Source organism: Litoreibacter arenae DSM 19593 (assembly GCF_000442275.2).
GTDB classification, from domain to species: domain Bacteria; phylum Pseudomonadota; class Alphaproteobacteria; order Rhodobacterales; family Rhodobacteraceae; genus Litoreibacter; species Litoreibacter arenae.
The window spans coordinates 1035539-1055828 of record NZ_KE557306.1 but is presented as its reverse complement, the minus strand read 5'-3'; the positions used below and the strand labels follow the sequence as shown (position 1 = coordinate 1055828).

Below are 20290 nucleotides of genomic sequence, written 5' to 3'. Positions count from 1 at the left end.
GCCTTTTCCGTTCGACGGGCCCGACCCTAGTTTCGGCACTTCATGCCGGCGCATGAGAATGCAATTTCCGGACTGATGTCTAAGGTTTGATCAGGGCAGGTAGAGACAAGCTGGTCCGATCCTGAACCCTCACCGCCGGGCCCGCCACTCTGCCCAGTCCTCGGGTGTATCGAGGTCTCTCAACGCGGCGGGACCGATGGGAACGAGCACGGTTTCTGCCTTGTGACGTCGCAATACCGGCTGCGCGCCAGTGTCGCCTTCGAGCTGCGCCATTTCGCTGAACAGCGCCTTGCGGATCATCACAGGATGACCAGCCTTGCCGCTGTGATCCGAGCCGCGCAGGGCCTTGGCCAGGGGATGCGCCTTCGCCGCCGCCACGACCTTGTCCAGATGCGTCGTGGTCAGATCCGGCATGTCGGCCAATACGATCAAGGCCGCGTCAGCAGTCAGGCCGTGCAAACCGACATTCAATGAATGGGAAAGCCCCAGGCCCGAAGCTTCATTGACGACGATCTCCACGTTCAGACCTGACAGAGCCTGCCTGTGTTCAAGGCGGTCAGGCGGCAGCACAACCCGTACCGCGTCGACCGCCGCATTCAGGCACGTGATCGCGCGGTCCCTGAGAAGCGGCACACCGTCGATATCCTCCAGCAACTTGTCGCGCCCGCCCATCCGCGACGACGCCCCGCCCGCCAAAAGAAGAGCTGTTACTCTCAATGGGTCGCCGTGGAAGAAAACAGGTTGATGACTATGATGCCTGACAAAATCAGGCTCATGCCCAGCACCGCCGCGAGATCCAGCTTTTGCCCGAAATAGAGCCAGCCGATCAGGGCGATAAAGAAAATGCCAAGACCCGACCACAACGCATACATGACGCCCACGGGCATGAATTTCAGGGTGAGCGACAGGAAGTAGAACGCAATCGCAAAGCTGAAAAACGCCAGAACGGAAGGCCAGAGGCGCGTAAACTGCTGCGAAGCCTGTATCGACGAGGTGCCGATGGTCTCGGCGGCGACGGCGATAATCAGATAGATGTAGTGGGTGGGCATTCTTATCTCCATGCTCAGCCGAGATGCTTGGAGGCTAGTGCTAATTTCCGCGAAATGCCACTGGCAGAACGGAAAAAGGGCCGGCGTTGCAGCCAGCCCTTTTCTGAATTCATTACAATACGTTGTTACATCGCCTTGTTGAGGTTTTCGTCGATTTTCTCGAGGAAGCCTTCGGTTGTCAGCCATTTCTGATCCGGCCCAACCAGCAAGGCGAGGTCTTTGGTCATGAAGCCGCTTTCAACGGTGTCCACGACAACCTTCTCCAGCGTTTCGGCGAAGTTCAGCAGCTGGCTGTTGTCGTCCAGCTTGGCGCGGTGCTTCAGGCCACCGGTCCATGCAAAGATCGACGCGATGGAGTTGGTCGAAGTGCCCTCGCCCTTCTGGTGCTGGCGGTAATGGCGGGTCACGGTGCCGTGTGCCGCCTCGGACTCGACGATCTTGCCATCGGGCGTCATCAGCTGCGAGGTCATCAGGCCAAGCGAGCCGAAGCCTTGCGCCACGGTGTCGGACTGCACGTCGCCGTCGTAGTTCTTACAGGCCCAGACATACCCGCCCGACCATTTCATCGCGGACGCGACCATGTCGTCGATCAGGCGGTGCTCGTAGGTGATACCGGCTTCCTTGAACTTGTCTGCGAACTCAGCGTCGAAGATGCGTTGGAAGATCAACATGAACTGACCGTCATACTGCTTCAGGATCGTGTTCTTTGTAGACAGATAAACCGGATAGTTCCGCTTCAGGCCGTAGTTGAACGACGCGCGGGCGAAATCCTCGATGCTGCTGTCGAGGTTATACATGCCCATGTAGATGCCGGACGACGGGGCGTCGAAGACTTCCTCTTCCATCACGGTGCCGTCTTCACCGACGAATTTCATCGACAGCTTGCCCGGCCCGGGGAATTTCATATCCGTGGCGCGATACTGGTCACCGAAGGCGTGACGGCCAATGACGATGGGCTGGGTCCAGCCGGGCACAAGGCGGGGAACGTTGGAACAGATGATCGGCTCGCGGAACACAACACCACCGAGGATGTTGCGGATCGTGCCGTTGGGGGAGCGCCACATCTTCTTGAGGCCGAATTCCTCGACGCGGGCTTCGTCCGGCGTGATGGTCGCACATTTGACGCCAACGCCGTATTTCTTGATCGCCTCTGCCGCGTCGATGGTGATCTGGTCGTCGGTCTCGTCGCGGGCCTCGATTCCGAGGTCATAGTATTTCAGGCCGATGTCCAGATAGGGCAGGATCAGTTTCTTCTTGATGAAGTCCCAGATGATGCGGGTCATTTCGTCGCCGTCGAGTTCGACGACGGGGTTTTCTACCTTGATCTTGGACATGTGTGCCTCCGGCAAATGGGGAATCTATTGCGCGTCTCATAGCGCACCTTGTAACGCTTGGGAAGACGGTATGCCGTTGTATACGAAAATGATGCGGGTTGACGCTTGCGGCGTCTCAGCGGGCGTCAAACCATGCGTCGATGCGGGATCTGAGGTGCTGCCAAAGCATCGGAGCCCCGCGCCGGACCTTGACACCGACGCGCGTCTCCAGCTGCGCGGCGCTGACGTTGAATTCCGGCCAGGTGCCGCCCCCGGTCTCCAGATTGGCGACGACAGGCTGCACACGGTCTACGGATTTCGCGAAGATTGCATCGTCGGTTTCTGCCGCCTCGAATTCGTCCCAGAGCGCACGGAATTCTGCGGCTTGGTTCGGAGGAAGCAGTCCGAAAATGCGGTCGGCGGCGGCCTGCTCGATAGCCTCCATCGCGGCGGGGTCGTGATCGCCGTGGATAGGAGTGTCGCCTGCGTCGATCTCCACCAGATCGTGGAGCAGCAGCATTTTGATGACGCGGTCGATGTTGACGGGACGGTGCGCATGCTCTGCCAGCACCATGGCGTAAAGCGCAATGTGCCAGCTATGCTCGCCCGAGTTTTCACAGCGCGAGCCGTCGCAGAGTGACGTGGCGCGGGATACGGATTTGAGTTTGTCGGCCTCGATGAGAAAGGCCATTTGCGCGGAGAGGATATCGGTCATGGCGCGACCCTGACATAGGATCGCGCCGGAGAATAGTAGCTTTGACTAGCGCCCTGTGATGACCCTCGCAGGGGCGCGGAACTTGTCGAGATCGTCCGATGTGCCAGCCGACACCTTGCCGTCACGGTAGAAGGCAAAGATCATGTTATTCTCGCCATCCACCGCCATGCCGACCACGTCGTTCGGGGTGTAGCCCGGTGCCAGCGTGTAGCGGTAGGGCGCGCGACGACTGCCCAGATTGTCGGACGTGCCGACGGACACCCGCCCGTCGCGATACCACGCGAAGTTGTTGTTGTTCTCGCCGTCTACGCCCATGCCGACGATATCGTTCGGAGTGTACCCCGACGGTAGGCGGTAGCGGTAGGGCGCACGCTTGCTGTCCAGATCGCTGGTAGATCCAGCGATCACACGCCCATCGCGCAGCCATGCGAAGACCATGTTGTTGAAGCCATCCAACCCGAAACCCACGATGTCATTGCGGTTGACACCGGGTGCCACAAGGAAGGGGTAGGGGTGCCGGTAGTTGTGGATGCGGGTCGTTGAGCCAGCGAAGGCGGTGCCGTTCACGTCCCAGCCGAAGACGTAGTTGTTCTCACCATCCAGAGCGAAGCCTAGCATCTTCGTCGCGTCGTAGCGACCGCGGCCCGGACCGGCATAGTCGTAGGGTTGTAGCCGTTGCACGCAACGCATCATCTGCTGTGGCACGGTATTGTCATACAGGTCCGAGCCCTTGTCGTTGCTGCTGTGTTTATAACCGGCATTGTGCATGAGTTCATGGGCGATCAGGCTCGCAACGACATCACGATCATTGTCGCGCACAAAATCGCGGTCGATTTTCAGTTTGCCGCGCTTGAAGATCGTCCGGTGCGCCCGGCCGTCGGCTTCGGTGATCTTTCGGCACTGGAATGTGGTGACCGCAGCACGGCGTAGGTTTTCAACCATCTTCTTGGGGCCATGACGCTGATGCTCGACCACGTAGGCGCGGTCCATGCAGTTCTCCAGCTCGGAGCGCTGACTGCCGCGCCTTGTATTGAGAAACCGGTAAGCCTCGATGAGCTTTTCTTTGACGGCAGTGCCGCAGCTTTGAAATCGCACGCCCGTCTGGGCCTGGGCCGGTGCTGTGGAAGTGGCGACGAGAGCAGTGGCCACCATGAATGCGTAAATGCGCATGGGTCGTCCTCCTGATGAAATCCGTGGGGCGGGCCAAATTGAGCGGCCCGCCTTCAGGGTAGATCAGGGGGTGCGTGAACTCCGAGTGAGAAGGGCGTGAAGCGCTAGTGGTCGGAGGTCTCGATCAGGTCGCCGGTGCTGGGCAAATCGGACTCGACCACCTTGCCTGCCAGCTTGTCCTTGAGAAACTTGATCGCCCGCGCCTCGGCCTTGCGGACGCGCACGGCTGTCAGGAAGGCCTCTTGCGTGGTCTGGGACGACGCGCCGATCAGCGTGGCCACATGCGGAATGACGCTTTCGTCATCCAACTCGTTTTCGACAGCAATTGCCTTCTTTGCAAGGTTGTCTGCGATGTCTTCGGTGATACCCATCAGCGCGTGTTCTCCGTCAGGCGGCGCTGGACATATTCCTCAACGGAGCCTGTCAGCGTGTCCATGTGGTCGTTCTCAAAGAAGTGGCCGGCGCCTTCGACTTCTTGGTGGGTGATGGTGATCCCCTTTTGCTCGTGTAGCTTGCCAACCAGATTGACGGTGTCCTGCGGCGGCGCCACGCGGTCGCCGAGGCCGTTGATCACCAAACCCGAGGACGGGCAGGGGGCGAGGAACGAGAAGTCATACATGTTGGCGGGCGGCGAGACCGAGATGAAGCCGGTGATCTCGGGGCGGCGCATCAAGAGCTGCATGCCGATCCACGCACCGAAGCTGAAGCCTGCGACCCAGCAATGCTTGGCGTTCTGGTTCATCGACTGAAGGTAGTCGAGCGCCGAGGCCGCGTCGGACAACTCCCCGATGCCTTGGTCGTATTCACCTTGGCTGCGGCCGACGCCACGGAAGTTAAACCGCAGCACGTTGAAGCCCATGTTATGGAACGTGTAGTGCAGGTTGTAGACCACGCGGTTGTTCATCGTGCCGCCGAATTGCGGATGCGGGTGCAGGATGATCGCGATTGGCGCGTCGCGCTTGCCTTTGTGGGGGTGGTAGCGGCCTTCAAGGCGGCCTTCCGGTCCGGGGAAAATCACTTCGGGCATAGGCGTCTTTCCTTGCGTCAGATTAAGAGCTGCCCCATATAGTTGACGAGATTGCTCAGGTAATCTAGAATAATTCTAAGTTGTCCGACATAGGCGCCGGACAGGTCAAATTGAGTTAAGGTCTGCGCCTGCCAGCGTCAATGTTATTCGCCTATTTTCGAGGGATTACACGATGAAACTCAGCACTAAAGGCCGCTACGCAATGGTCGCGCTGGCGGACCTTGCGCAAAGCGCAGGTGACGGGCTGGTGTCCTTGGGTGAAATTTCCAAACGCCAAGACGTCTCACTGCCGTATCTGGAGCAACTTTTCGTCAAGTTGCGCCGCGCGGGTCTGGTCGAGTCCGTGCGTGGTCCGGGGGGCGGGTACCGCCTTGCCAAATCGCCTGACGCTATCCGCGTATCGGAGGTACTTGAGGCGGTCGACGAAACCGTAAGCGCAATGCACACCGGCGCGGGCGCGTCGGGGGCGTCGTCGGGGTCCAAGGCGCAAAGCATGACGAACCGGCTTTGGGAGAGTCTGTCGGCGCATGTGTATGTGTTTTTGCACCAGACCCGCCTGTCGGATGTGATCGAGAACGAGTTGACCCCGTGCCCTGCGGTGCCGACCTTATTCACCGTGGTGGACGAGAGCTGACATGGCGCGCGTCTATCTGGATCATAACGCGACGATGCCACTGCGCCGGGAGGCGCGGGACGCTATGATCGCGGCGATGGATGTGGTGGGGAACCCGTCATCGGTCCATGCCGAGGGGCGCGCGGCTAAGGGTGTCATCGAGAGGGCGCGGGCGCAGATATCCGACGCGATTGGCGCATCCGGCGCGGATATCGTTTTTACCTCCTCCGCGACTGAGGCGGCGGCTCTGGCTTGCGCCGGACGCGGATTGCAAAGCGCGGCGGTGGAGCACGATGCGGTAGCGGCGTGGACGTCCGGCGATTTGCCGGTGGATGAACGCGGCAAGGTGACTGTGAGCGACCCTGAACGGACTGCGTTGCAACTGGCCAACAGCGAAACCGGCATATTGCAGGAATTACCCGAAGGGCTTGCGGTTTCGGACATGACGCAAGCCTTCGGCAAGATCCCTGTCGCCTTTTCCTGGTCTGGCGTGGATATGGCGCTGATCTCCGCGCACAAGCTGGGTGGCTCCAAAGGTGTCGGCGCATTGCTGTTGCGCCAAGGGCTGGATGTGGAGGCACGGATCAAGGGCGGGGGACAGGAAATGGGCCGCCGCTCCGGCACGGAGAACGTTATCGGCATCGCCGGATTTGGTGCGGCAGCAGAGGCTGCGGCGCGTGATTTGGCCGCTGGGGTATGGGATCGGGTTGCGGAACTTAGAAATATTCTAGAAAAGGCCATTGAGGCCGAAACAAAGAATACTATTTTAGTAGGGAATGGATCGGACCGGCTGCCCAACACGCTGTGTTTTGCAACGCCGGGCTGGAAAGGCGAGACGCAGGTGATGGCGATGGACCTTGCGGGGTTTGCGGTGTCTGCGGGGTCGGCCTGCTCCAGCGGCAAGGTCAAGGCCAGCCGGACGGTGGCGGCCATGGGATATGACGACACGGTCGCGGCCAGCACCCTCCGGGTGTCTCTTGGTCCCGACACGACGGAAGAACAAATCCTTCGCTTCGCGGATGCGTGGTTGAAGGCAGAACGGAAATTTCACGCCAAGGCGGCGTGATAACAAGGAGACAGGGCATGTCGCTTGAGGAAGTCGTAGACAACGTCAAAGAGGGCGTCGATCAGGATACCGTAGATGCGGTCCGCGAAGTGGGCGGCAAGTATAAATACGGCTGGAACACCGAGATCGAGATGGACTACGCGCCGAAGGGCCTCAACGAGGACATCGTGCGCCTGATCTCCGAGAAAAACGAAGAGCCGGAATGGATGCTGGAGTGGCGTCTGCAAGCCTATCGTCGTTGGGAAAAGATGACCGAGCCGACATGGGCGATGGTGCATTACCCGAAGATCGACTTCCAGGACCAGTACTACTACGCCTCGCCAAAATCCATGGCAGAGAAGCCCAAGTCGCTGGATGATGTCGACCCCAAACTGCTGGAAACATACAAAAAGCTGGGAATTCCGCTGAAAGAACAAATGATCCTTGCGGGTGTCGAAGGCGCGGAAGAGTTGACCGATGCGCCACGCAAGGTGGCTGTGGACGCGGTGTTCGACTCCGTCTCGGTCGGGACGACGTTCCAAGCCGAACTGAAAAAGGCTGGCGTTATTTTCTGCTCCATCTCTGACGCGATCAAAGAGCATCCTGAACTGGTAAAGAAATACCTTGGCTCGGTCGTGCCACAGTCGGACAACTTCTATGCGACGCTGAACTCTGCCGTCTTCTCTGACGGCTCGTTCGTCTACATCCCGCCGGGGGTTCGCTGCCCGATGGAGCTGTCCACCTATTTCCGCATCAACGCGGAAAACACCGGCCAGTTCGAACGCACGCTGATCATCGCCGACAAGGAGTCCTACGTCTCCTACCTCGAAGGTTGCACCGCGCCCATGCGCGACACCAACCAGTTGCACGCGGCGGTGGTGGAACTGGTACTGCTTGAAGACGCTGAGATCAAATATTCCACCGTCCAGAACTGGTATCCGGGCGACGAGGAAGGCAAGGGCGGTATCTACAACTTCGTCACCAAGCGCGCCGATTGCCGTGGCGACCGCTCCAAGGTGATGTGGACGCAGGTGGAAACCGGCTCTGCGGTGACGTGGAAGTACCCCAGCTGCATCCTGCGCGGCGACGATTCACAGGGCGAGTTCTATTCCATCGCCATCGCCAACAACATGCAGCAGGCCGACACCGGCACCAAGATGATCCATCTTGGCAAGCGCACCAAGTCGCGCATCGTCTCCAAGGGGATTTCTGCGGGCAAGGCGCAAAACACCTATCGCGGGCTGGTCTCGATGCACCCGAAAGCCAAGGAATCGCGCAACTATACGCAATGCGACAGCTTGCTGATCGGCGACAAATGCGGCGCACACACGGTTCCCTATATCGAGGTGAAGAACAATTCTTCGCGGGTGGAGCACGAGGCAACGACATCGAAAGTCGACGACGATCAGGTCTTCTACTGCCGCCAGCGCGGTATGGACGAGGAAGAGGCCGTCGCGTTGATCGTGAACGGTTTCGCCAAGGAAGTGCTGCAAGCGCTGCCGATGGAGTTCGCCATGGAAGCGCAGCAACTGGTTGCAATCTCGCTTGAGGGGAGCGTGGGGTAAGCTCCACACTCCTGTACCGTTGTTAAGGATACCTAAAATCTCCAGCTTCTTGCCATATTCCGGCCCTGATGCCCCTCTAACCCTATCCGTGACCACGGATGGAGGGGCTTCCCATGAGTATGGCGGACGCGAGCTTTCAGGAGCGGCTGGCACGGATCAACGCAGGACAGAGTTACGTGGCCGAAGGGCTGCTGGCCAATGGCGAGTTGCACAAGATCCGGAAGCGACAGGAAAAGGGCAAAGCGCCAAAGCCTGTGGCGACCATGGGTGTTCAGGAAAAGAAGAAGTTTCCGTTCAAGCGGTTGATCATATCCTTCCTGATGGGGATCTTCGCCTTCTTCGGCGGCAGCCTCGGCGCGTTTCATGCGACCCAGTCGGTGCCGTCGGAATTCGATCAATACCGCCCCTTGGTGGAGGCACTGGGACCACTGGGAATGTCGGGTGTACTGGCGTTCTTCATGTTCTATGTGTCCGGCTTCCGCTCGGTCTGGTTGGTCGGCACGATCGTCGCCGGACTGTCGGCAGCCAGTTTTGCGGAACCTCACCTGGCGCGCGCCGCGCCGGACCTTTGGACGCAGATGTATTCGGCCGACTACGCCGACGCGAAGAAGTTCGAAGCCTTCGCGCAAGCGACACGCTGGGGGTTGGCCCCGCCGCCCGAGCTTGCTGCGCCGGAGGCGGACTGACACCTTGCCCAACTGAAGTTGAGTTTTCGCCCAACTTCGGTCCCAGTTTTCAGCAAGATCATTGCTACAACAGCAAGGATCTCGGCAATGGCACAGATGGACGACTTTCAGGCACGCCTGTCCCGCATCGGGGCGGAACAGAGCAATCAGCCCGCGGGGCTGGTGCAGCCAACGCGAAAACCGACGCAGGAGGTCAACCTCAACGGCTCGATGCTGGAGAACGCAAAGTATCCGGCAAGCATCGCGGGAGCGTTTGTTCTGGGCCTGTTGGCGGTGTTCTTCAGTCGCTTCGTTCGCTTTCATTTGTTGGGGCTCGCCGATCCAGAGTCCGATATCTTCCTCGCAACTGTGGCGGATGGCGGCATGGCGCTGGCCGTGGGCTTTTGCCTCAGGCAAATGTTCAAGCTGGAAGGTGCAGAATGGATTTCGGCGCAGGCCGCTGGCGTGACTGTAATGGTCGCCGCGATGCACAATCTTGTGCACATCTGGCCGGATACGTTTGCGCTGATCTTCGATCCGGAGTGGACCGCGTTCGTGCTGGATACGACGGAGTTTCGCACAATGCGAATAATGGAATATATCCTGCCGTTCTAGGCGGAAACACCACAACCACATTCAATTCGAAATCTGACAGGCGTTGCTTTGCGACGTCTGTCTTGCTGTGACAAGAGAGAAAAACTATGTTGGAAATCAAAAACCTGCACGTCGAACTTGAAGAAGAGGATAAGCAAATCCTCAAAGGTGTGGACCTGAGTGTCGGTGCGGGCCAGGTGCATGCGATCATGGGGCCGAATGGCTCTGGCAAGTCCACGCTTTCCTACGTGCTGTCCGGGAAGGATGGCTACGAGGTCACTGATGGCTCCGCCACACTGGACGCTGTCGACATTCTGGACATGGACCCTGAGGAGCGTGCGGCGGCTGGCCTGTTTCTGGCATTCCAGTATCCGGTGGAAATTCCCGGCGTGGGCAACATGACATTCCTGCGTACGGCAGTGAATGCGCAGCGCAAGGCGCGGGGCGAGGACGAGATGTCCGCAGGCGACTTCCTCAAGTTCATCCGCGAGAAGGCCAAAAGCCTGAACATCGACGCGGAGATGCTGAAGCGCCCGGTCAACGTCGGGTTCTCCGGCGGTGAGAAGAAGCGCAACGAAATCCTGCAAATGGCGATGCTAGAGCCCAAAATGTGCATCCTCGACGAGACCGACTCGGGTCTTGATGTTGATGCGATGAAACTGGTTGCCGAAGGCGTCAACGCGCTGCGCTCGGAAGGACGGTCGTTCCTGGTTATCACGCATTACCAGCGCCTGCTGGACCATATCAAACCGGACGTGGTCCATATCATGGCCGACGGGAAAATCATCAAATCGGGCGGGCCGGAGCTGGCGCTGGAGGTCGAAAACAACGGCTACGCAGATCTGCTCGCAGAGGTGGCCTGAGATGGTGGGAATGTCAGCAACAGCGAACACGCAAGCCGGAGCCATGCGTGAACTGCCATTGGGGCAGGGCGCATGGGCACAAACTGCGCGCGGTGATGCGGCAGCGCGCCTGCTTGAAATGGGACAGCCCCACAAGCGCGATGAATATTGGAAATACACCGACCCGACTTCGCTCACGGCCGTAGAAGCTTCGAAAGCAGAGGTGTTCGACGATGACGAGAGCCCATTGTTCGAAGACATGGACATGCTGCGCGTCGTCTTCGTCGATGGCGACTTCGACGAGGAAGCCTCCAGTGATCTGAGCATGGAAAATGTCGAAATCACTCGCCTGGCGAACGCCGCAGGTGCCGATATCCACTGGGCGAAGGATCTATACGGCGTTCTGGAAGCGCGGGGCCAAACTCCGGTGAAGCGGCCTTTGGCTGCCATGAACACGGCCTATGCCACGGACGGTTTGCTGGTTAGGGTAACGGGTAAGGTGTCGAAGCCGATCCATCTGGTTTACCTGCACCGCGACGAGACCTCCGACGCGATCCTGCACCATTGCATCAGCGTGGAGAAGGGCGGCGACGTGACGATCATCGAGAGCGGTCCGGCAGCGGCGCGGTTCAACAAATGCATGGAAGTCGAGGTGGCCGATGGCGCGGCCTTCCATCATGTTCGCGCTCAAGGGCGTGACCATGAGCGTCGCGCCGCCACGCACATGTTCGCGCGTCTCGGGCGGGAAAGCTCCTTCAAGAGCTTCACGCTGACCTTTAATGGTGTGTTGACACGCAATGAGTGCATTATCGAGCTGACCGGCGACGACGCCGCGGCCCACGTTGCCGGAGCGGCCGTGGGTGATGGTGACTTCCACCATGACGATACGGTTTTCATCACCCATGACGCGGTGAACTGCGAAAGCCGTCAGGTTTTCAAGAAAGTGCTTCGCAACGGTGCGACCGGGGTGTTCCAAGGCAAGATCCTCGTCAAAGCCGGTGCTCAGAAGACCGATGGCTACCAGATCAGCCAGGCGCTTTTGCTGGACGATGACAGCCAGTTTCTGGCCAAACCGGAGTTGGAAATCTACGCCGACGACGTCGCCTGCTCGCACGGGTCCACCTCCGGCGCGATTGACGAGGATGCACTCTTCTACCTGCGCTCGCGCGGCGTGCCGGAGAATGCGGCACAGAACCTGCTGGTGCTGGCGTTCCTTGGCGAAGCGCTGGAAGAGATCGAGAGCGAAGAGCTGGCAGCGGAACTGCGGGACCGGCTAGAGGCGTGGTTCTCGCGACGTCACGGCTGATCCTGTGTCCACGGCCAACGCCATATTCAAAAGCTACCGCGCCCCGCGCGCGGTAGCGCGGTCCTTTCGTGACGCCGGAGCGGACGAAGCAACGGGGCTGGGCTGGCTGTTCGCGGCCTGCATCCTGTTTTTCGTGGCGCGTCTGCCTGCGCTGGCTCGCACGTCGCATCTCAGCGAAGGGGAAGTCCCGTTGTTCGGGCTGGCCCTCGGCACGTTTTTCGGAACGATGCTGCTTGCGCCGATCTTCTTTTACGTTTTGGCGAGCCTGAGCCATTTGATCGCCCGCCAGTTCGGCGGTCAAGGCAACGTTACCGATGCGCGGCTGGCAATGTTCTGGGGGTTGCTTGCGTCGGCTCCGTTTGTGTTGTTTCAAGGCTTGGTCGCTGCGTTGATAGGTGCGGGCGTTCAGGCGAACCTTATGGCCGTGCTGTCATTCGCCGTTTTCTTGTGGGTCTGGATCAACTCGTTGTTGGAATTGGAAGGGCGGGGCTGATGTTGGGCTACCTGATACAACTGACGACCGAGACATTGCGGCGTCCGACGGACGCGGCCAATACAGTGCTGGGCATCAAGCTGGATCGCAAGGTGCTTTGGATGGCACTTGCGTTGGTGTCGGTGGTGTCGGTGCTGTTCACCGAGCTGACCATGCTGTTCGTGCCGTCCGAAATGGTCACAGGGCAAGGCCCGATGCCAAGTAGCCCGCTGCTATTGGGGCTGGTCATCTGGGGCCTGCTGGTCGTGTCGGTGTTCTTCACACACTATGTCGGTCGCGTTTTTGACGGTCAGGGTGATCTGGACGGTAGCCTGAAAACGATCATCTGGATGCAGATGGTTCTACTGGTTTTGCAGGTTGGTCAGATTGCCCTGTTCCTGATCTCCCCGGTTCTTGCGATCCTGTTTGGATGGCTCGCTGCGCTTTATGTGTTCTACGTGTTTCTGCAATTTGTCCGCGTGCTACACGGGTTCAATTCACTTGGGCTGGTATTCGCGGGGGCGATGATTTCGCTGTTCGGCTTGATATTCGGAATTGCGATAGCGATTGGGCTGATCGCAGCCATATTTGGATTGGAGGTGGGCGCGAATGTATGACGTCCAGAAGATACGCGCCGATTTCCCGATCCTGAGCCGGACGGTCAACGGCAAGCCTTTGGTGTACCTCGACAACGGCGCGTCGGCGCAGAAGCCGCAGGTGGTCATTGACGCCGTCACGCAGGCTTACGCACACGAATACGCCAATGTGCATCGCGGTTTGCATTACTTGTCCAATCTGGCGACCGACAAATACGAGGCGGTGCGGGGCAAGGTGGCATCCTTCCTTGGGGCAAAATCCGAGGACGAGATCATCTTCAACTCCGGTACCACCGAGGGCATCAACATGGTGGCCTACGGCTGGGCGGCGCCGCGCATGGAGGCGGGCGACGAAATCATCCTGAGCGTGATGGAGCATCACGCCAATATTGTGCCTTGGCATTTCCTGCGCGAGCGTCAGGGCGTGAAGTTGGTGTGGGTCGACGTGGACGCCAATGGCGACCTGGACCCGCAAAAGGTGATCGACGCGATCACGCCGCGCACCAAGCTGATTGCGGTGACGCATATGTCGAATGTGCTGGGCACCGTAGTAGATGTGAAAACGATTTGCGACGCCGCGCGGTCGCGGGGGGTACCAGTTCTGGTCGATGGCTCGCAAGCCGCAGTGCATATGCCGGTGAACGTGGCCGAGATCGGGTGCGACTTTTATGCGGTAACCGGGCACAAGCTCTATGGTCCGTCCAGCTCCGGCGCGATCTATGTGCGGGCCGAGCGGATGGCGGAGATGCGACCGTTCATCGGTGGCGGTGATATGATCCGCGACGTGCACAAGGACGAGGTGATCTACAACGACGCGCCGATGAAGTTCGAGGCAGGCACGCCCGGTATCGTACAGATGATCGGTATGGGCGTCGCGTTGGACTATATGAGCGGTATCGGGATGGAGAACATCGCGGCGCATGAGCGCGAGTTGTGCGCCTATGCGCGCTCGAAGCTGGACGGGCTGAACTGGGTGAACGTGCAAGGACAGTCCGCCGGGAAGGGCGCGATCTTCTCGTTCACTTTGGAGGGTGCGGCGCATGCACATGACATCTCGACCGTGCTGGACAAAAAGGGCGTGGCCGTGCGCGCGGGGCAGCATTGCGCCCAACCCTTGATGGAGCATATGGGTCTGACCGCGACCTGTCGCGCGTCCTTCGGGATGTACAACACCAAGTCGGAGGTGGATGCGCTGGTCGACGCACTGGAGCTGTGTCACGAACTGTTCGCTTGATCCAAATGAGCGCTACCGCGCACTTCTGAGTCTACAGGGTTGCGACGCGACGCCAGAATTTCTGACGCTGAGCCGCAGGATAGGGCAGGAGCCTCCGGCGGAGGTATTTGGAGAAAAAAGAAGTCCGATTTAGCGTTGCGGCAGCGTGGGTGCGCTTGTATAGCGGTGCGCAGGCACCCGTAGCTCAGCTGGATAGAGCGCTGCCCTCCGAAGGCAGAGGCCAGAGGTTCGAATCCTCTCGGGTGCGCCAAATTCTTTGGGTTTGAACACGAAAAAAGCTGCCCTCGAAACGAGGTCGGCCCAGATTTTCGGATTTTAGATGATGCCTAGCGACCCCAGACGCGCACCGGACCGCAATCCATATGGACGAAGTTGGAGCTGGAGTAGCGACCTACGCCGCCTGCGGAGCATGACGACGCCGCGCGGGAAATCTGACCGACAGAGCGTGACGACAGACGCAGATCTGCTGCCTGACCCTTCATATGCAGCGAGTTCTTGGCAACACCGCGCGAGCGCGAGCGCAGCATGGCGTTGGTTTTTGGCGACCGGTAGCCCGATAGGAGCATATAGGGTTCGCCGACACCCATCAGGTTGTGTGACGCGGCCATGATGTCGATCGTACGAGTGTCCATGTTGATGGCGCTGTTCTGACGCCAGTCGCGCATGAAGTAATTCACCTCTTTCAGCGCTTCTTTGATATATTCCCCTTCGATCCAGTAGATCATGTCGATCTTTTCGCCGGTACGGCCGGAATACATCTTGATGCGGCGCACATCACCTGCGCCTTTCAGGAAGCCGAATGCTTTGGAGTAAACCGGTGCCGCGCTCAAAGTGGTTGCTGCGAAAGCGCCCAGAAGCGCGCGCCGAGTCATCAGTGCGGAAGAAGTGTCGCTCATGATAGTGTCTGTCCCGTATTGCCCTAAGCCGCTGCCACGGCTGTCGTCTTTTTGGTCCCCAGATGCGGACTGCTATGCCACAAGTTGATTCTATTACCAAGTACAGTCTCAAACAGAGGCGTTAATAAGGTAGAAATAGGCGAAATTTTGCGCAGTTGTCTTTGCGGCAGGTCAAGGTGGCGACCACTACATCCGGTAGTCAGAAGGTTGCTCAATCGCAACGTGATGAAAAAAAGGCAGCATATTGTCATGAATGTGAGTGGACTCTGAGCGTGCCGTCAAATGTAGTTGTTGCAAACCAGTGTTTGTTTAGAGGTGTGCTGCCATGACCCTTTCCCCGACCCGTCGGTCAACTTTGAAACTTATCGCCGCAGGCGTGGCGGGCGCTATGTTGCCGAGTTTCGGGGCGGGGCGAGCGGATGCCGCTGTCACCGCGCTCAAGCAGTCCATTGCAGAGGCCGCGGCGCGGGACGAAGGGCTGTCAACTTTCTACCGTAAAAGGAACTACAAGCCGGTCTTCGTCGGCAAGGGGGATAGCCGTCGTTGCGCGGCGTTGCTCAGAGCGTTGGAGCGTGCGGGGGATCACGGCCTTCCAGTGGGCGCGTATGACGCGGATGGATTGAAGGCCGCAATGAAGGATGCGCGCACGCCATCCGATATGGGGCGTGTGGAGGTCGAGGCGGCCAAGCGGATGCTGGATTTTGCCGACCATATGCGGTCAGGCGTCCTAGATCCGCGCAGTGTTGACAACATGTTGGTGATGGACGTCCCGCGCTACGATCGCGCCTCCACCATTGATGCGTTCGCGAAATCCAATCCGGCCGCGTTCCTGAGAAAGATGGCGCCGCGCAAGCCGGAATATGTCCGGCTTCAGAAAGAGAAGCTGAAGCTTGAAAAACTGCTGGCGCGTGGCGGTTGGGGTGACAAGGTTCAGGCCAAGACGCTCAAACCCGGTGAGACAGGTGGGGCCGTCATCCAGCTTCGCAACCGGCTGATCCGCATGGGTTATCTGCGGAAATCGGCGTCGCAAACCTATGACGCCAAGATGCAGGCGGCAGTTCAGTCGTTTCAGGTAAATCACGGTTTGGCGCCCGATGGTGTCGCGGGCGGCTCGACCATCGCGCAGATCAATCAGGACGTGCAGGATCGGCTACAGCAGGTTCTGGTCGCGATGGAGCGGCAGCGGTGGAACTCCAGGCCGATGGAAAAGCACCACATCTGGGTCAACATTCCGGATTTCCACGTGGATATCATCAAGAACGGCAAGTCCACGTTCCGGTCCCGTGTGGTGGTGGGCAAGAACACGTCTGACCGACGCACGCCCGAGTTCTCCGACAAGATGGAATTCATGGTGGTCAACCCAAGCTGGTATGTCCCACGGTCCATTGTCACCAAGGAATACCTGCCCTTGATGCAGCGCAACCGGGGGGCGGCCCGGCAGTTGCAAATCATCGGCCGGAACGGGCGTCCGGTGAATCGCGCAAACATCAATTTCGCGCAGTATAACGCCCGCAACTTTCCATATTCGATGAAGCAGCCCCCCTCCAAGGGGAATGCTTTGGGTTTGGTCAAGTTCATGTTTCCCAACAAGCACAACATTTACCTGCACGACACGCCGTCCAAATCGCTGTTCGGACAAGAGATGCGCGCGTTCAGCCACGGCTGTATTCGTGTCCACAAGCCGTTTGATTTTGCCTACGCGCTGCTGGCCAACCAGGAAAGCAATCCGGAGGGGTTTTTCCAGAACGTCTTGCGGACAGGGCAGGAGCGACGGGTCGATTTGCGCGAGCCGATGCCGGTTCACATTGCCTATTACACCGCTTGGGTGGATGCGAAGGGGCAGGCGCATTACCGCAATGACGTCTACAACCGCGACAGCCGGATTTTTGACGCCTTGAGCAGGGCCGGGGTTTCGCTGGGCTCGGTTGCAAGCTAAACCTGTTTGGTAAGGTCTTACAGGCGCGTTGCGGGCGGACCGCGGCGCGCCTTTTCATTTGCCGGAGCATAGCATGACGGAATTCACCCTAGACCAAATCGCGACCGCTTTGGGTGCCGTGGTGGAAGGCGATGCGGAGCTGACCGTGGTCGGTGCGGCGGAGCCGGCATCGGCGCGGGCGGATCAACTGGCGCTGGCGATGGACCCGAAATACGCCGATGGCCTAGCGAAGGGGTCTGCGCAGGCGGCGATCCTATGGCAGGGCGCAGACTGGCGGGCCTTGGGGCTGAAGGCAGCCATCTTTGTGCCGCGTCCGCGCTATGCCATGTCCGGCCTGACCACGCTGATGGACCCCGGCCCGGAGATAGAACCGGGCATCCACCCGACAGCCATTGTCCACCAAAGTGCAAAGATCGTCGATGGCGCGGCCATTGGTCCGTTCGTTGTGATCGGACGCGATGTGATCATCGGGGAGAACGCGCGCATAGCGTCGCATGCGTCGGTGGCGGAAGGATCAACTATTGGCCGCAATGCACTGATATTGCAGGGGGTTCGCATTGGCGCGCGTGTGGTTGTTGGCGACAACTTCATAGCGCAACCGGGCTGCGTCATTGGCGCTGACGGGTTTTCCTTCGTGACGCCCGAGAAAAGCGGCGTCGAGAATGTGCGCAAGTCCTTGGGGGATCAGGGAGAGGCCGCGCAGCAAAGCTGGACGCGCATTCATTCGCTTGGGGGCGTCAGGATCGGCAACGATGTCGAGATCGGCGCAAACAGCGCGATTGACCGCGGCACCATTCGGGACACCTCGATTGGCAACGGCACCAAACTCGATAACCTCGTCCATCTCGGCCACAACGTGCAGGTTGGCGAGGATTGCCTGTTGTGCGGACAGGTCGGCATCGCGGGCTCCTCGCGTATTGGCAACCGCGTTGTACTGGCGGGGCAATGCGGCGTGAACGACAACATCTTCGTCGGCGACGATGTGATTGCGGGCGGGGCCTCCAAGATATTTACCAATGCCCCTGCGGGACGGGTTCTGTTGGGCTACCCTGCGGTGAAAATGGAGAGCCATATCGAAATGCAGAAGTCGCTTCGCCGCCTGCCGCGCTTTATGAAGTCTTTGAAACCGGACAATTAGCCTGTGGCAAATCCTGCCCCAAATGCTTAAATCTTCGACAACACGATCAAGACTGGGGACGGTTGTATGGCCGAGAATGTCGACCACAGGGTAATCGCGATCATCGCCGAACAGGCGGTGCTGGAGGTGGAGGACGTCAAGATGGACTCCACGCTTGAGGATTTGGGGATCGACAGCTTGGGGCTGGTCGAAAGCATTTTTGCCATCGAGGAGGAATTCGATATCTCGGTTCCGTTCAACGCCAATGACCCTAAGGCCAGCGAGTTCGACATATCAAGCGTGCGCAGCATCATCGCCGCCGTGAAGGGCCTTCTGGCCGAGCAGAAAGGCTAGCCGCACAATGCACAGGGTTGTCATCACCGGCCAAGGCACGATCAACGCCTTGGGGGCCGATGTGGCGCATACATTGGATGCATTCAGGGCGGGTCGCTGTGGTATTGGCGAGTTGGACATTCGGGATGTTGAGCGCTTGTCCATCCGTATCGGCGGGCAAGTGAAAAACTACGACCCCAACGCAGAGTTCAACCGCCAGAAGATCGCGCTCTACGACCGCTACACCCAATTTGCCCTGCTCGCCGCAAGGGAAGCGTTGGCCCAGTCAGGGCTGACATTCTCGGACCAGCTGGCCGCTGAGGCGGGCGTTGTGCTGGGCACCGCAGGCGGCGGGATGAACACGCAGGACGAGAACTATCGCGCGGTTTATGAGGAGGGGAAAAACCGGGTGCATCCCTTTGTCGTGCCGAAGCTCATGAACAACGCCGCCGCGTCGCATGTGTCGATGGAATACAACCTGAAAGGCCCGTCCTTCACGGTCGCCACCGCCTGCGCTTCGTCCAACCATGCGATGGGGCTGGCGTTCCAGTTCGTGCGCTCCGGTATGACCAAGGCGATGGTGACAGGCGGCTCCGAATCCATGCTGTGCTTTGGTGGGGTGAAGGCGTGGGAGGGGCTTCGTGTCATGTCAAAGGACGCCTGCCGCCCGTTCTCGGCCAACCGGAACGGCATGGTGCAGGGCGAGGGCGCGGCGATCTTTGTGTTCGAGGAGTACGAGCACGCCAAGGCGCGTGGGGCTGAAATTCTGGCCGAAGTCATAGGCTTCGCCATGACATCGGATGCGGCGGATATCGTGATGCCGTCCAAGCAAGGGGCGGCGCGGGCCATCTCCGGCGCATTGACTGACGCGGGGCTAAACCCTTCCGATGTCGCCTATATCAACGCGCATGGCACCGGCACGGCGGCCAATGACAAGACCGAATGCGCGGCTGTCGCGGATGTGTTCGGAGCCCACGCCGACAAGTTGATGCTCTCATCGACCAAATCCATGCATGGTCATGTGATCGGCGGCACCGGTGCGATCGAGCTTCTGGCCTGCATCATGGCGCTGCGCGAGGGCGTGGTGGCACCGACCATCAACTATGAAGAGCCCGACCCCGAATGTGCGCTTGACGTGGTCCCGAACGAGGCGCGTCAGGCGCAGGTCGATGTGGCGCTGTCCAATGCGTTCGCCTTCGGGGGCATGAACGCAGTGCTGGCGCTGCGGGCGGTCTGAAAGCAAGTCACGGAAATTTTTCTTGAAGATATAGGTCATTAACCCACGTTATTGCCAGTGAAAGCGTGAGAGACGAAATCTCCGCCAAGTGTTCAAAACAGGAAGGGTGAAAGAATGAAGCATATCATGTTCGCCGCAGCTCTTGGCTGCGCTCAGATCGCTGGCCTTGCGGCGTTTGCCGGTGACCGTCCGTCCGTGCCGGGGACCGAGACCTACATCGTCAATCTCAAGGACGGTGATGTCGTGAGCAGTCCTGTCACCATACTCTTTGGCGTCAAGGGCATGGGCGTCGCGCCAGCAGGGATCGAGAAGGACGGCACGGGTCATCACCACTTGCTTATCAACCGTCCACCTATGGGGCAGGGCGAGGATGGTGCGGAAGAGTACGACTATGGCATGGTCGGCTCCGACAACCTGATCCACTACGGTGGCGGGCAGACGGAGACTGTTCTCGACCTGCCGCCCGGCGATCACACCCTGCAACTGGTGTTCGCGGACCTCAACCATGTGCCGTTCGAGCCGTCGGTCGAATCCGAGCAGATCACCATCACGGTTTCGGAATAAT

General features: G+C 59.3%; 23 protein-coding genes and 1 tRNA gene. 16 read left to right on the top strand and 8 right to left on the bottom strand.

All coding sequences use genetic code 11. The features are described from left to right. Positions 1–129: 129 nt before the first annotated feature. The 7 genes from THALAR_RS05250 to THALAR_RS05220 all read right to left on the bottom strand — a co-directional run bounded on the left by THALAR_RS05250 (position 130) and on the right by THALAR_RS05220 (position 5274). The gene (locus tag THALAR_RS05250; RefSeq protein ID WP_040817253.1) at positions 130–717 is read right to left on the bottom strand and encodes a nucleotidyltransferase family protein; all 588 of its coding nucleotides are present in this window, start codon (positions 715–717) and stop codon (positions 130–132) included. Continuing rightward, entirely contained in the window at positions 714–1049 is a 336-nt protein-coding gene (locus THALAR_RS05245; RefSeq protein WP_021100457.1) for a DMT family transporter, read from the bottom strand. The genes THALAR_RS05250 and THALAR_RS05245 overlap by 4 nt, the downstream gene beginning before the upstream one ends. A 125-nt stretch (positions 1050–1174) precedes the next feature. Then, a complete protein-coding gene (locus THALAR_RS05240; RefSeq protein ID WP_021100456.1) occupies positions 1175–2383 on the bottom strand; it encodes an NADP-dependent isocitrate dehydrogenase in 1209 nt (402 codons plus the stop codon). A gap of 115 nt (positions 2384–2498) precedes the next feature. Beyond that, positions 2499–3077, bottom strand: a complete 579-nt coding sequence (locus THALAR_RS05235) for an HD domain-containing protein (protein ID WP_021100455.1) — start codon at positions 3075–3077, stop codon at positions 2499–2501. A gap of 45 nt (positions 3078–3122) precedes the next feature. Beyond that, positions 3123–4247, bottom strand: a complete 1125-nt coding sequence (locus THALAR_RS05230) for a hypothetical protein (RefSeq protein WP_021100454.1) — start codon at positions 4245–4247, stop codon at positions 3123–3125. Positions 4248–4351: 104 nt separating this feature from the next. After that, positions 4352–4618, bottom strand: a complete 267-nt coding sequence (locus THALAR_RS05225; RefSeq protein ID WP_021100453.1) for a hypothetical protein — start codon at positions 4616–4618, stop codon at positions 4352–4354. Next, positions 4618–5274 (bottom strand): alpha/beta hydrolase, encoded by a 657-nt coding sequence (locus tag THALAR_RS05220; protein WP_021100452.1) that lies wholly within the window; start codon positions 5272–5274, stop codon positions 4618–4620. The genes THALAR_RS05225 and THALAR_RS05220 overlap by 1 nt, the downstream gene beginning before the upstream one ends. 172 nt (positions 5275–5446) lie before the next feature. Between THALAR_RS05220 and iscR the strand changes: the two genes are divergently transcribed. From iscR to THALAR_RS05165, 11 genes are all read left to right on the top strand, one after another. After that, entirely contained in the window at positions 5447–5908 is a 462-nt protein-coding gene (iscR, locus tag THALAR_RS05215) for a Fe-S cluster assembly transcriptional regulator IscR (protein ID WP_040817250.1), read from the top strand. A gap of 1 nt (position 5909) precedes the next feature. Further along, complete coding sequence (locus THALAR_RS05210; RefSeq protein WP_021100450.1) at positions 5910–6953, top strand: cysteine desulfurase family protein; 1044 nt, start codon at positions 5910–5912, stop codon at positions 6951–6953. Between the two features lie 17 nt (positions 6954–6970). Next, positions 6971–8497: a Fe-S cluster assembly protein SufB gene (gene sufB / locus THALAR_RS05205; protein ID WP_021100449.1), complete on the top strand. Its 1527-nt coding sequence runs from the start codon at positions 6971–6973 to the stop codon at positions 8495–8497. A 113-nt stretch (positions 8498–8610) separates the two neighbouring features. Further along, positions 8611–9183 carry a hypothetical protein gene (locus THALAR_RS05200; protein WP_021100448.1) on the top strand — a complete coding sequence of 191 codons (573 nt, stop codon included), beginning with the start codon at positions 8611–8613 and terminating at the stop codon, positions 9181–9183. An 87-nt stretch (positions 9184–9270) separates the two neighbouring features. Further along, entirely contained in the window at positions 9271–9777 is a 507-nt protein-coding gene (locus THALAR_RS05195) for a hypothetical protein (RefSeq protein ID WP_021100447.1), read from the top strand. Positions 9778–9863: 86 nt separating this feature from the next. Further along, positions 9864–10619 (top strand): Fe-S cluster assembly ATPase SufC, encoded by a 756-nt coding sequence (sufC, locus tag THALAR_RS05190; RefSeq protein WP_021100446.1) that lies wholly within the window; start codon positions 9864–9866, stop codon positions 10617–10619. Between the two features lie 43 nt (positions 10620–10662). Beyond that, entirely contained in the window at positions 10663–11904 is a 1242-nt protein-coding gene (gene sufD / locus THALAR_RS05185; protein WP_051153655.1) for a Fe-S cluster assembly protein SufD, read from the top strand. Between the two features lie 4 nt (positions 11905–11908). Further along, positions 11909–12397: a YIP1 family protein gene (locus tag THALAR_RS05180; RefSeq protein ID WP_021100444.1), complete on the top strand. Its 489-nt coding sequence runs from the start codon at positions 11909–11911 to the stop codon at positions 12395–12397. Further along, positions 12397–12993, top strand: a complete 597-nt coding sequence (locus THALAR_RS05175) for a Yip1 family protein (RefSeq protein WP_021100443.1) — start codon at positions 12397–12399, stop codon at positions 12991–12993. Before THALAR_RS05180 ends, THALAR_RS05175 begins: the two co-directional genes overlap by 1 nt. Continuing rightward, positions 12986–14206, top strand: a complete 1221-nt coding sequence (locus tag THALAR_RS05170; RefSeq protein ID WP_021100442.1) for a cysteine desulfurase — start codon at positions 12986–12988, stop codon at positions 14204–14206. Before THALAR_RS05175 ends, THALAR_RS05170 begins: the two co-directional genes overlap by 8 nt. Before the next feature lie 173 nt (positions 14207–14379). Then, positions 14380–14456 (top strand) — tRNA-Arg (locus THALAR_RS05165). A gap of 76 nt (positions 14457–14532) precedes the next feature. Here THALAR_RS05165 and THALAR_RS05160 read toward each other — a convergent pair. After that, positions 14533–15102, bottom strand: a complete 570-nt coding sequence (locus THALAR_RS05160) for a YcbK family protein (protein WP_021100441.1) — start codon at positions 15100–15102, stop codon at positions 14533–14535. 325 nt (positions 15103–15427) lie between these two features. Between THALAR_RS05160 and THALAR_RS05155 the strand changes: the two genes are divergently transcribed. From THALAR_RS05155 to THALAR_RS05135, 5 genes are all read left to right on the top strand, one after another. Beyond that, positions 15428–17038 (top strand): L,D-transpeptidase family protein, encoded by a 1611-nt coding sequence (locus THALAR_RS05155; RefSeq protein ID WP_021100440.1) that lies wholly within the window; start codon positions 15428–15430, stop codon positions 17036–17038. 73 nt (positions 17039–17111) lie between these two features. Further along, positions 17112–18176, top strand: a complete 1065-nt coding sequence (lpxD, locus tag THALAR_RS05150) for a UDP-3-O-(3-hydroxymyristoyl)glucosamine N-acyltransferase (RefSeq protein WP_021100439.1) — start codon at positions 17112–17114, stop codon at positions 18174–18176. A 66-nt stretch (positions 18177–18242) separates the two neighbouring features. Continuing rightward, positions 18243–18509, top strand: coding sequence for an acyl carrier protein (locus tag THALAR_RS05145; RefSeq protein WP_021100438.1), 267 nt, complete (start codon positions 18243–18245; stop codon positions 18507–18509). A gap of 7 nt (positions 18510–18516) precedes the next feature. After that, complete coding sequence (locus tag THALAR_RS05140; protein ID WP_021100437.1) at positions 18517–19725, top strand: beta-ketoacyl-[acyl-carrier-protein] synthase family protein; 1209 nt, start codon at positions 18517–18519, stop codon at positions 19723–19725. A gap of 114 nt (positions 19726–19839) precedes the next feature. Continuing rightward, positions 19840–20289, top strand: coding sequence for a DUF4399 domain-containing protein (locus THALAR_RS05135; protein ID WP_021100436.1), 450 nt, complete (start codon positions 19840–19842; stop codon positions 20287–20289). The last annotated feature ends 1 nt before the right edge of the window (position 20290 follow it).

Bases quoted from the DNA above. Each gene is read 5' to 3' on its own strand.
- sufD (WP_051153655.1), top strand. From the start codon at position 10,663: ATGCGTGAACTGCCATTGGGGCAGGGCGCATGGGCACAAACTGCGCGC.
- THALAR_RS05235 (WP_021100455.1), bottom strand. From the start codon at position 3,077: ATGACCGATATCCTCTCCGCGCAAATGGCCTTTCTCATCGAGGCCGAC.
- THALAR_RS05225 (WP_021100453.1), bottom strand. From the start codon at position 4,618: ATGGGTATCACCGAAGACATCGCAGACAACCTTGCAAAGAAGGCAATT.
- THALAR_RS05240 (WP_021100456.1), bottom strand. From the start codon at position 2,383: ATGTCCAAGATCAAGGTAGAAAACCCCGTCGTCGAACTCGACGGCGAC.
- THALAR_RS05155 (WP_021100440.1), top strand. From the start codon at position 15,428: ATGACCCTTTCCCCGACCCGTCGGTCAACTTTGAAACTTATCGCCGCA.
- THALAR_RS05200 (WP_021100448.1), top strand. From the start codon at position 8,611: ATGAGTATGGCGGACGCGAGCTTTCAGGAGCGGCTGGCACGGATCAAC.
- THALAR_RS05245 (WP_021100457.1), bottom strand. From the start codon at position 1,049: ATGCCCACCCACTACATCTATCTGATTATCGCCGTCGCCGCCGAGACC.
- THALAR_RS05170 (WP_021100442.1), top strand. From the start codon at position 12,986: ATGTATGACGTCCAGAAGATACGCGCCGATTTCCCGATCCTGAGCCGG.
- THALAR_RS05175 (WP_021100443.1), top strand. From the start codon at position 12,397: ATGTTGGGCTACCTGATACAACTGACGACCGAGACATTGCGGCGTCCG.
- THALAR_RS05160 (WP_021100441.1), bottom strand. From the start codon at position 15,102: ATGAGCGACACTTCTTCCGCACTGATGACTCGGCGCGCGCTTCTGGGC.
- THALAR_RS05135 (WP_021100436.1), top strand. From the start codon at position 19,840: ATGAAGCATATCATGTTCGCCGCAGCTCTTGGCTGCGCTCAGATCGCT.
- sufC (WP_021100446.1), top strand. From the start codon at position 9,864: ATGTTGGAAATCAAAAACCTGCACGTCGAACTTGAAGAAGAGGATAAG.
- THALAR_RS05145 (WP_021100438.1), top strand. From the start codon at position 18,243: ATGGCCGAGAATGTCGACCACAGGGTAATCGCGATCATCGCCGAACAG.
- THALAR_RS05140 (WP_021100437.1), top strand. From the start codon at position 18,517: ATGCACAGGGTTGTCATCACCGGCCAAGGCACGATCAACGCCTTGGGG.
- THALAR_RS05220 (WP_021100452.1), bottom strand. From the start codon at position 5,274: ATGCCCGAAGTGATTTTCCCCGGACCGGAAGGCCGCCTTGAAGGCCGC.
- THALAR_RS05195 (WP_021100447.1), top strand. From the start codon at position 9,271: ATGGCACAGATGGACGACTTTCAGGCACGCCTGTCCCGCATCGGGGCG.
- THALAR_RS05210 (WP_021100450.1), top strand. From the start codon at position 5,910: ATGGCGCGCGTCTATCTGGATCATAACGCGACGATGCCACTGCGCCGG.
- lpxD (WP_021100439.1), top strand. From the start codon at position 17,112: ATGACGGAATTCACCCTAGACCAAATCGCGACCGCTTTGGGTGCCGTG.
- sufB (WP_021100449.1), top strand. From the start codon at position 6,971: ATGTCGCTTGAGGAAGTCGTAGACAACGTCAAAGAGGGCGTCGATCAG.
- iscR (WP_040817250.1), top strand. From the start codon at position 5,447: ATGAAACTCAGCACTAAAGGCCGCTACGCAATGGTCGCGCTGGCGGAC.
- THALAR_RS05230 (WP_021100454.1), bottom strand. From the start codon at position 4,247: ATGCGCATTTACGCATTCATGGTGGCCACTGCTCTCGTCGCCACTTCC.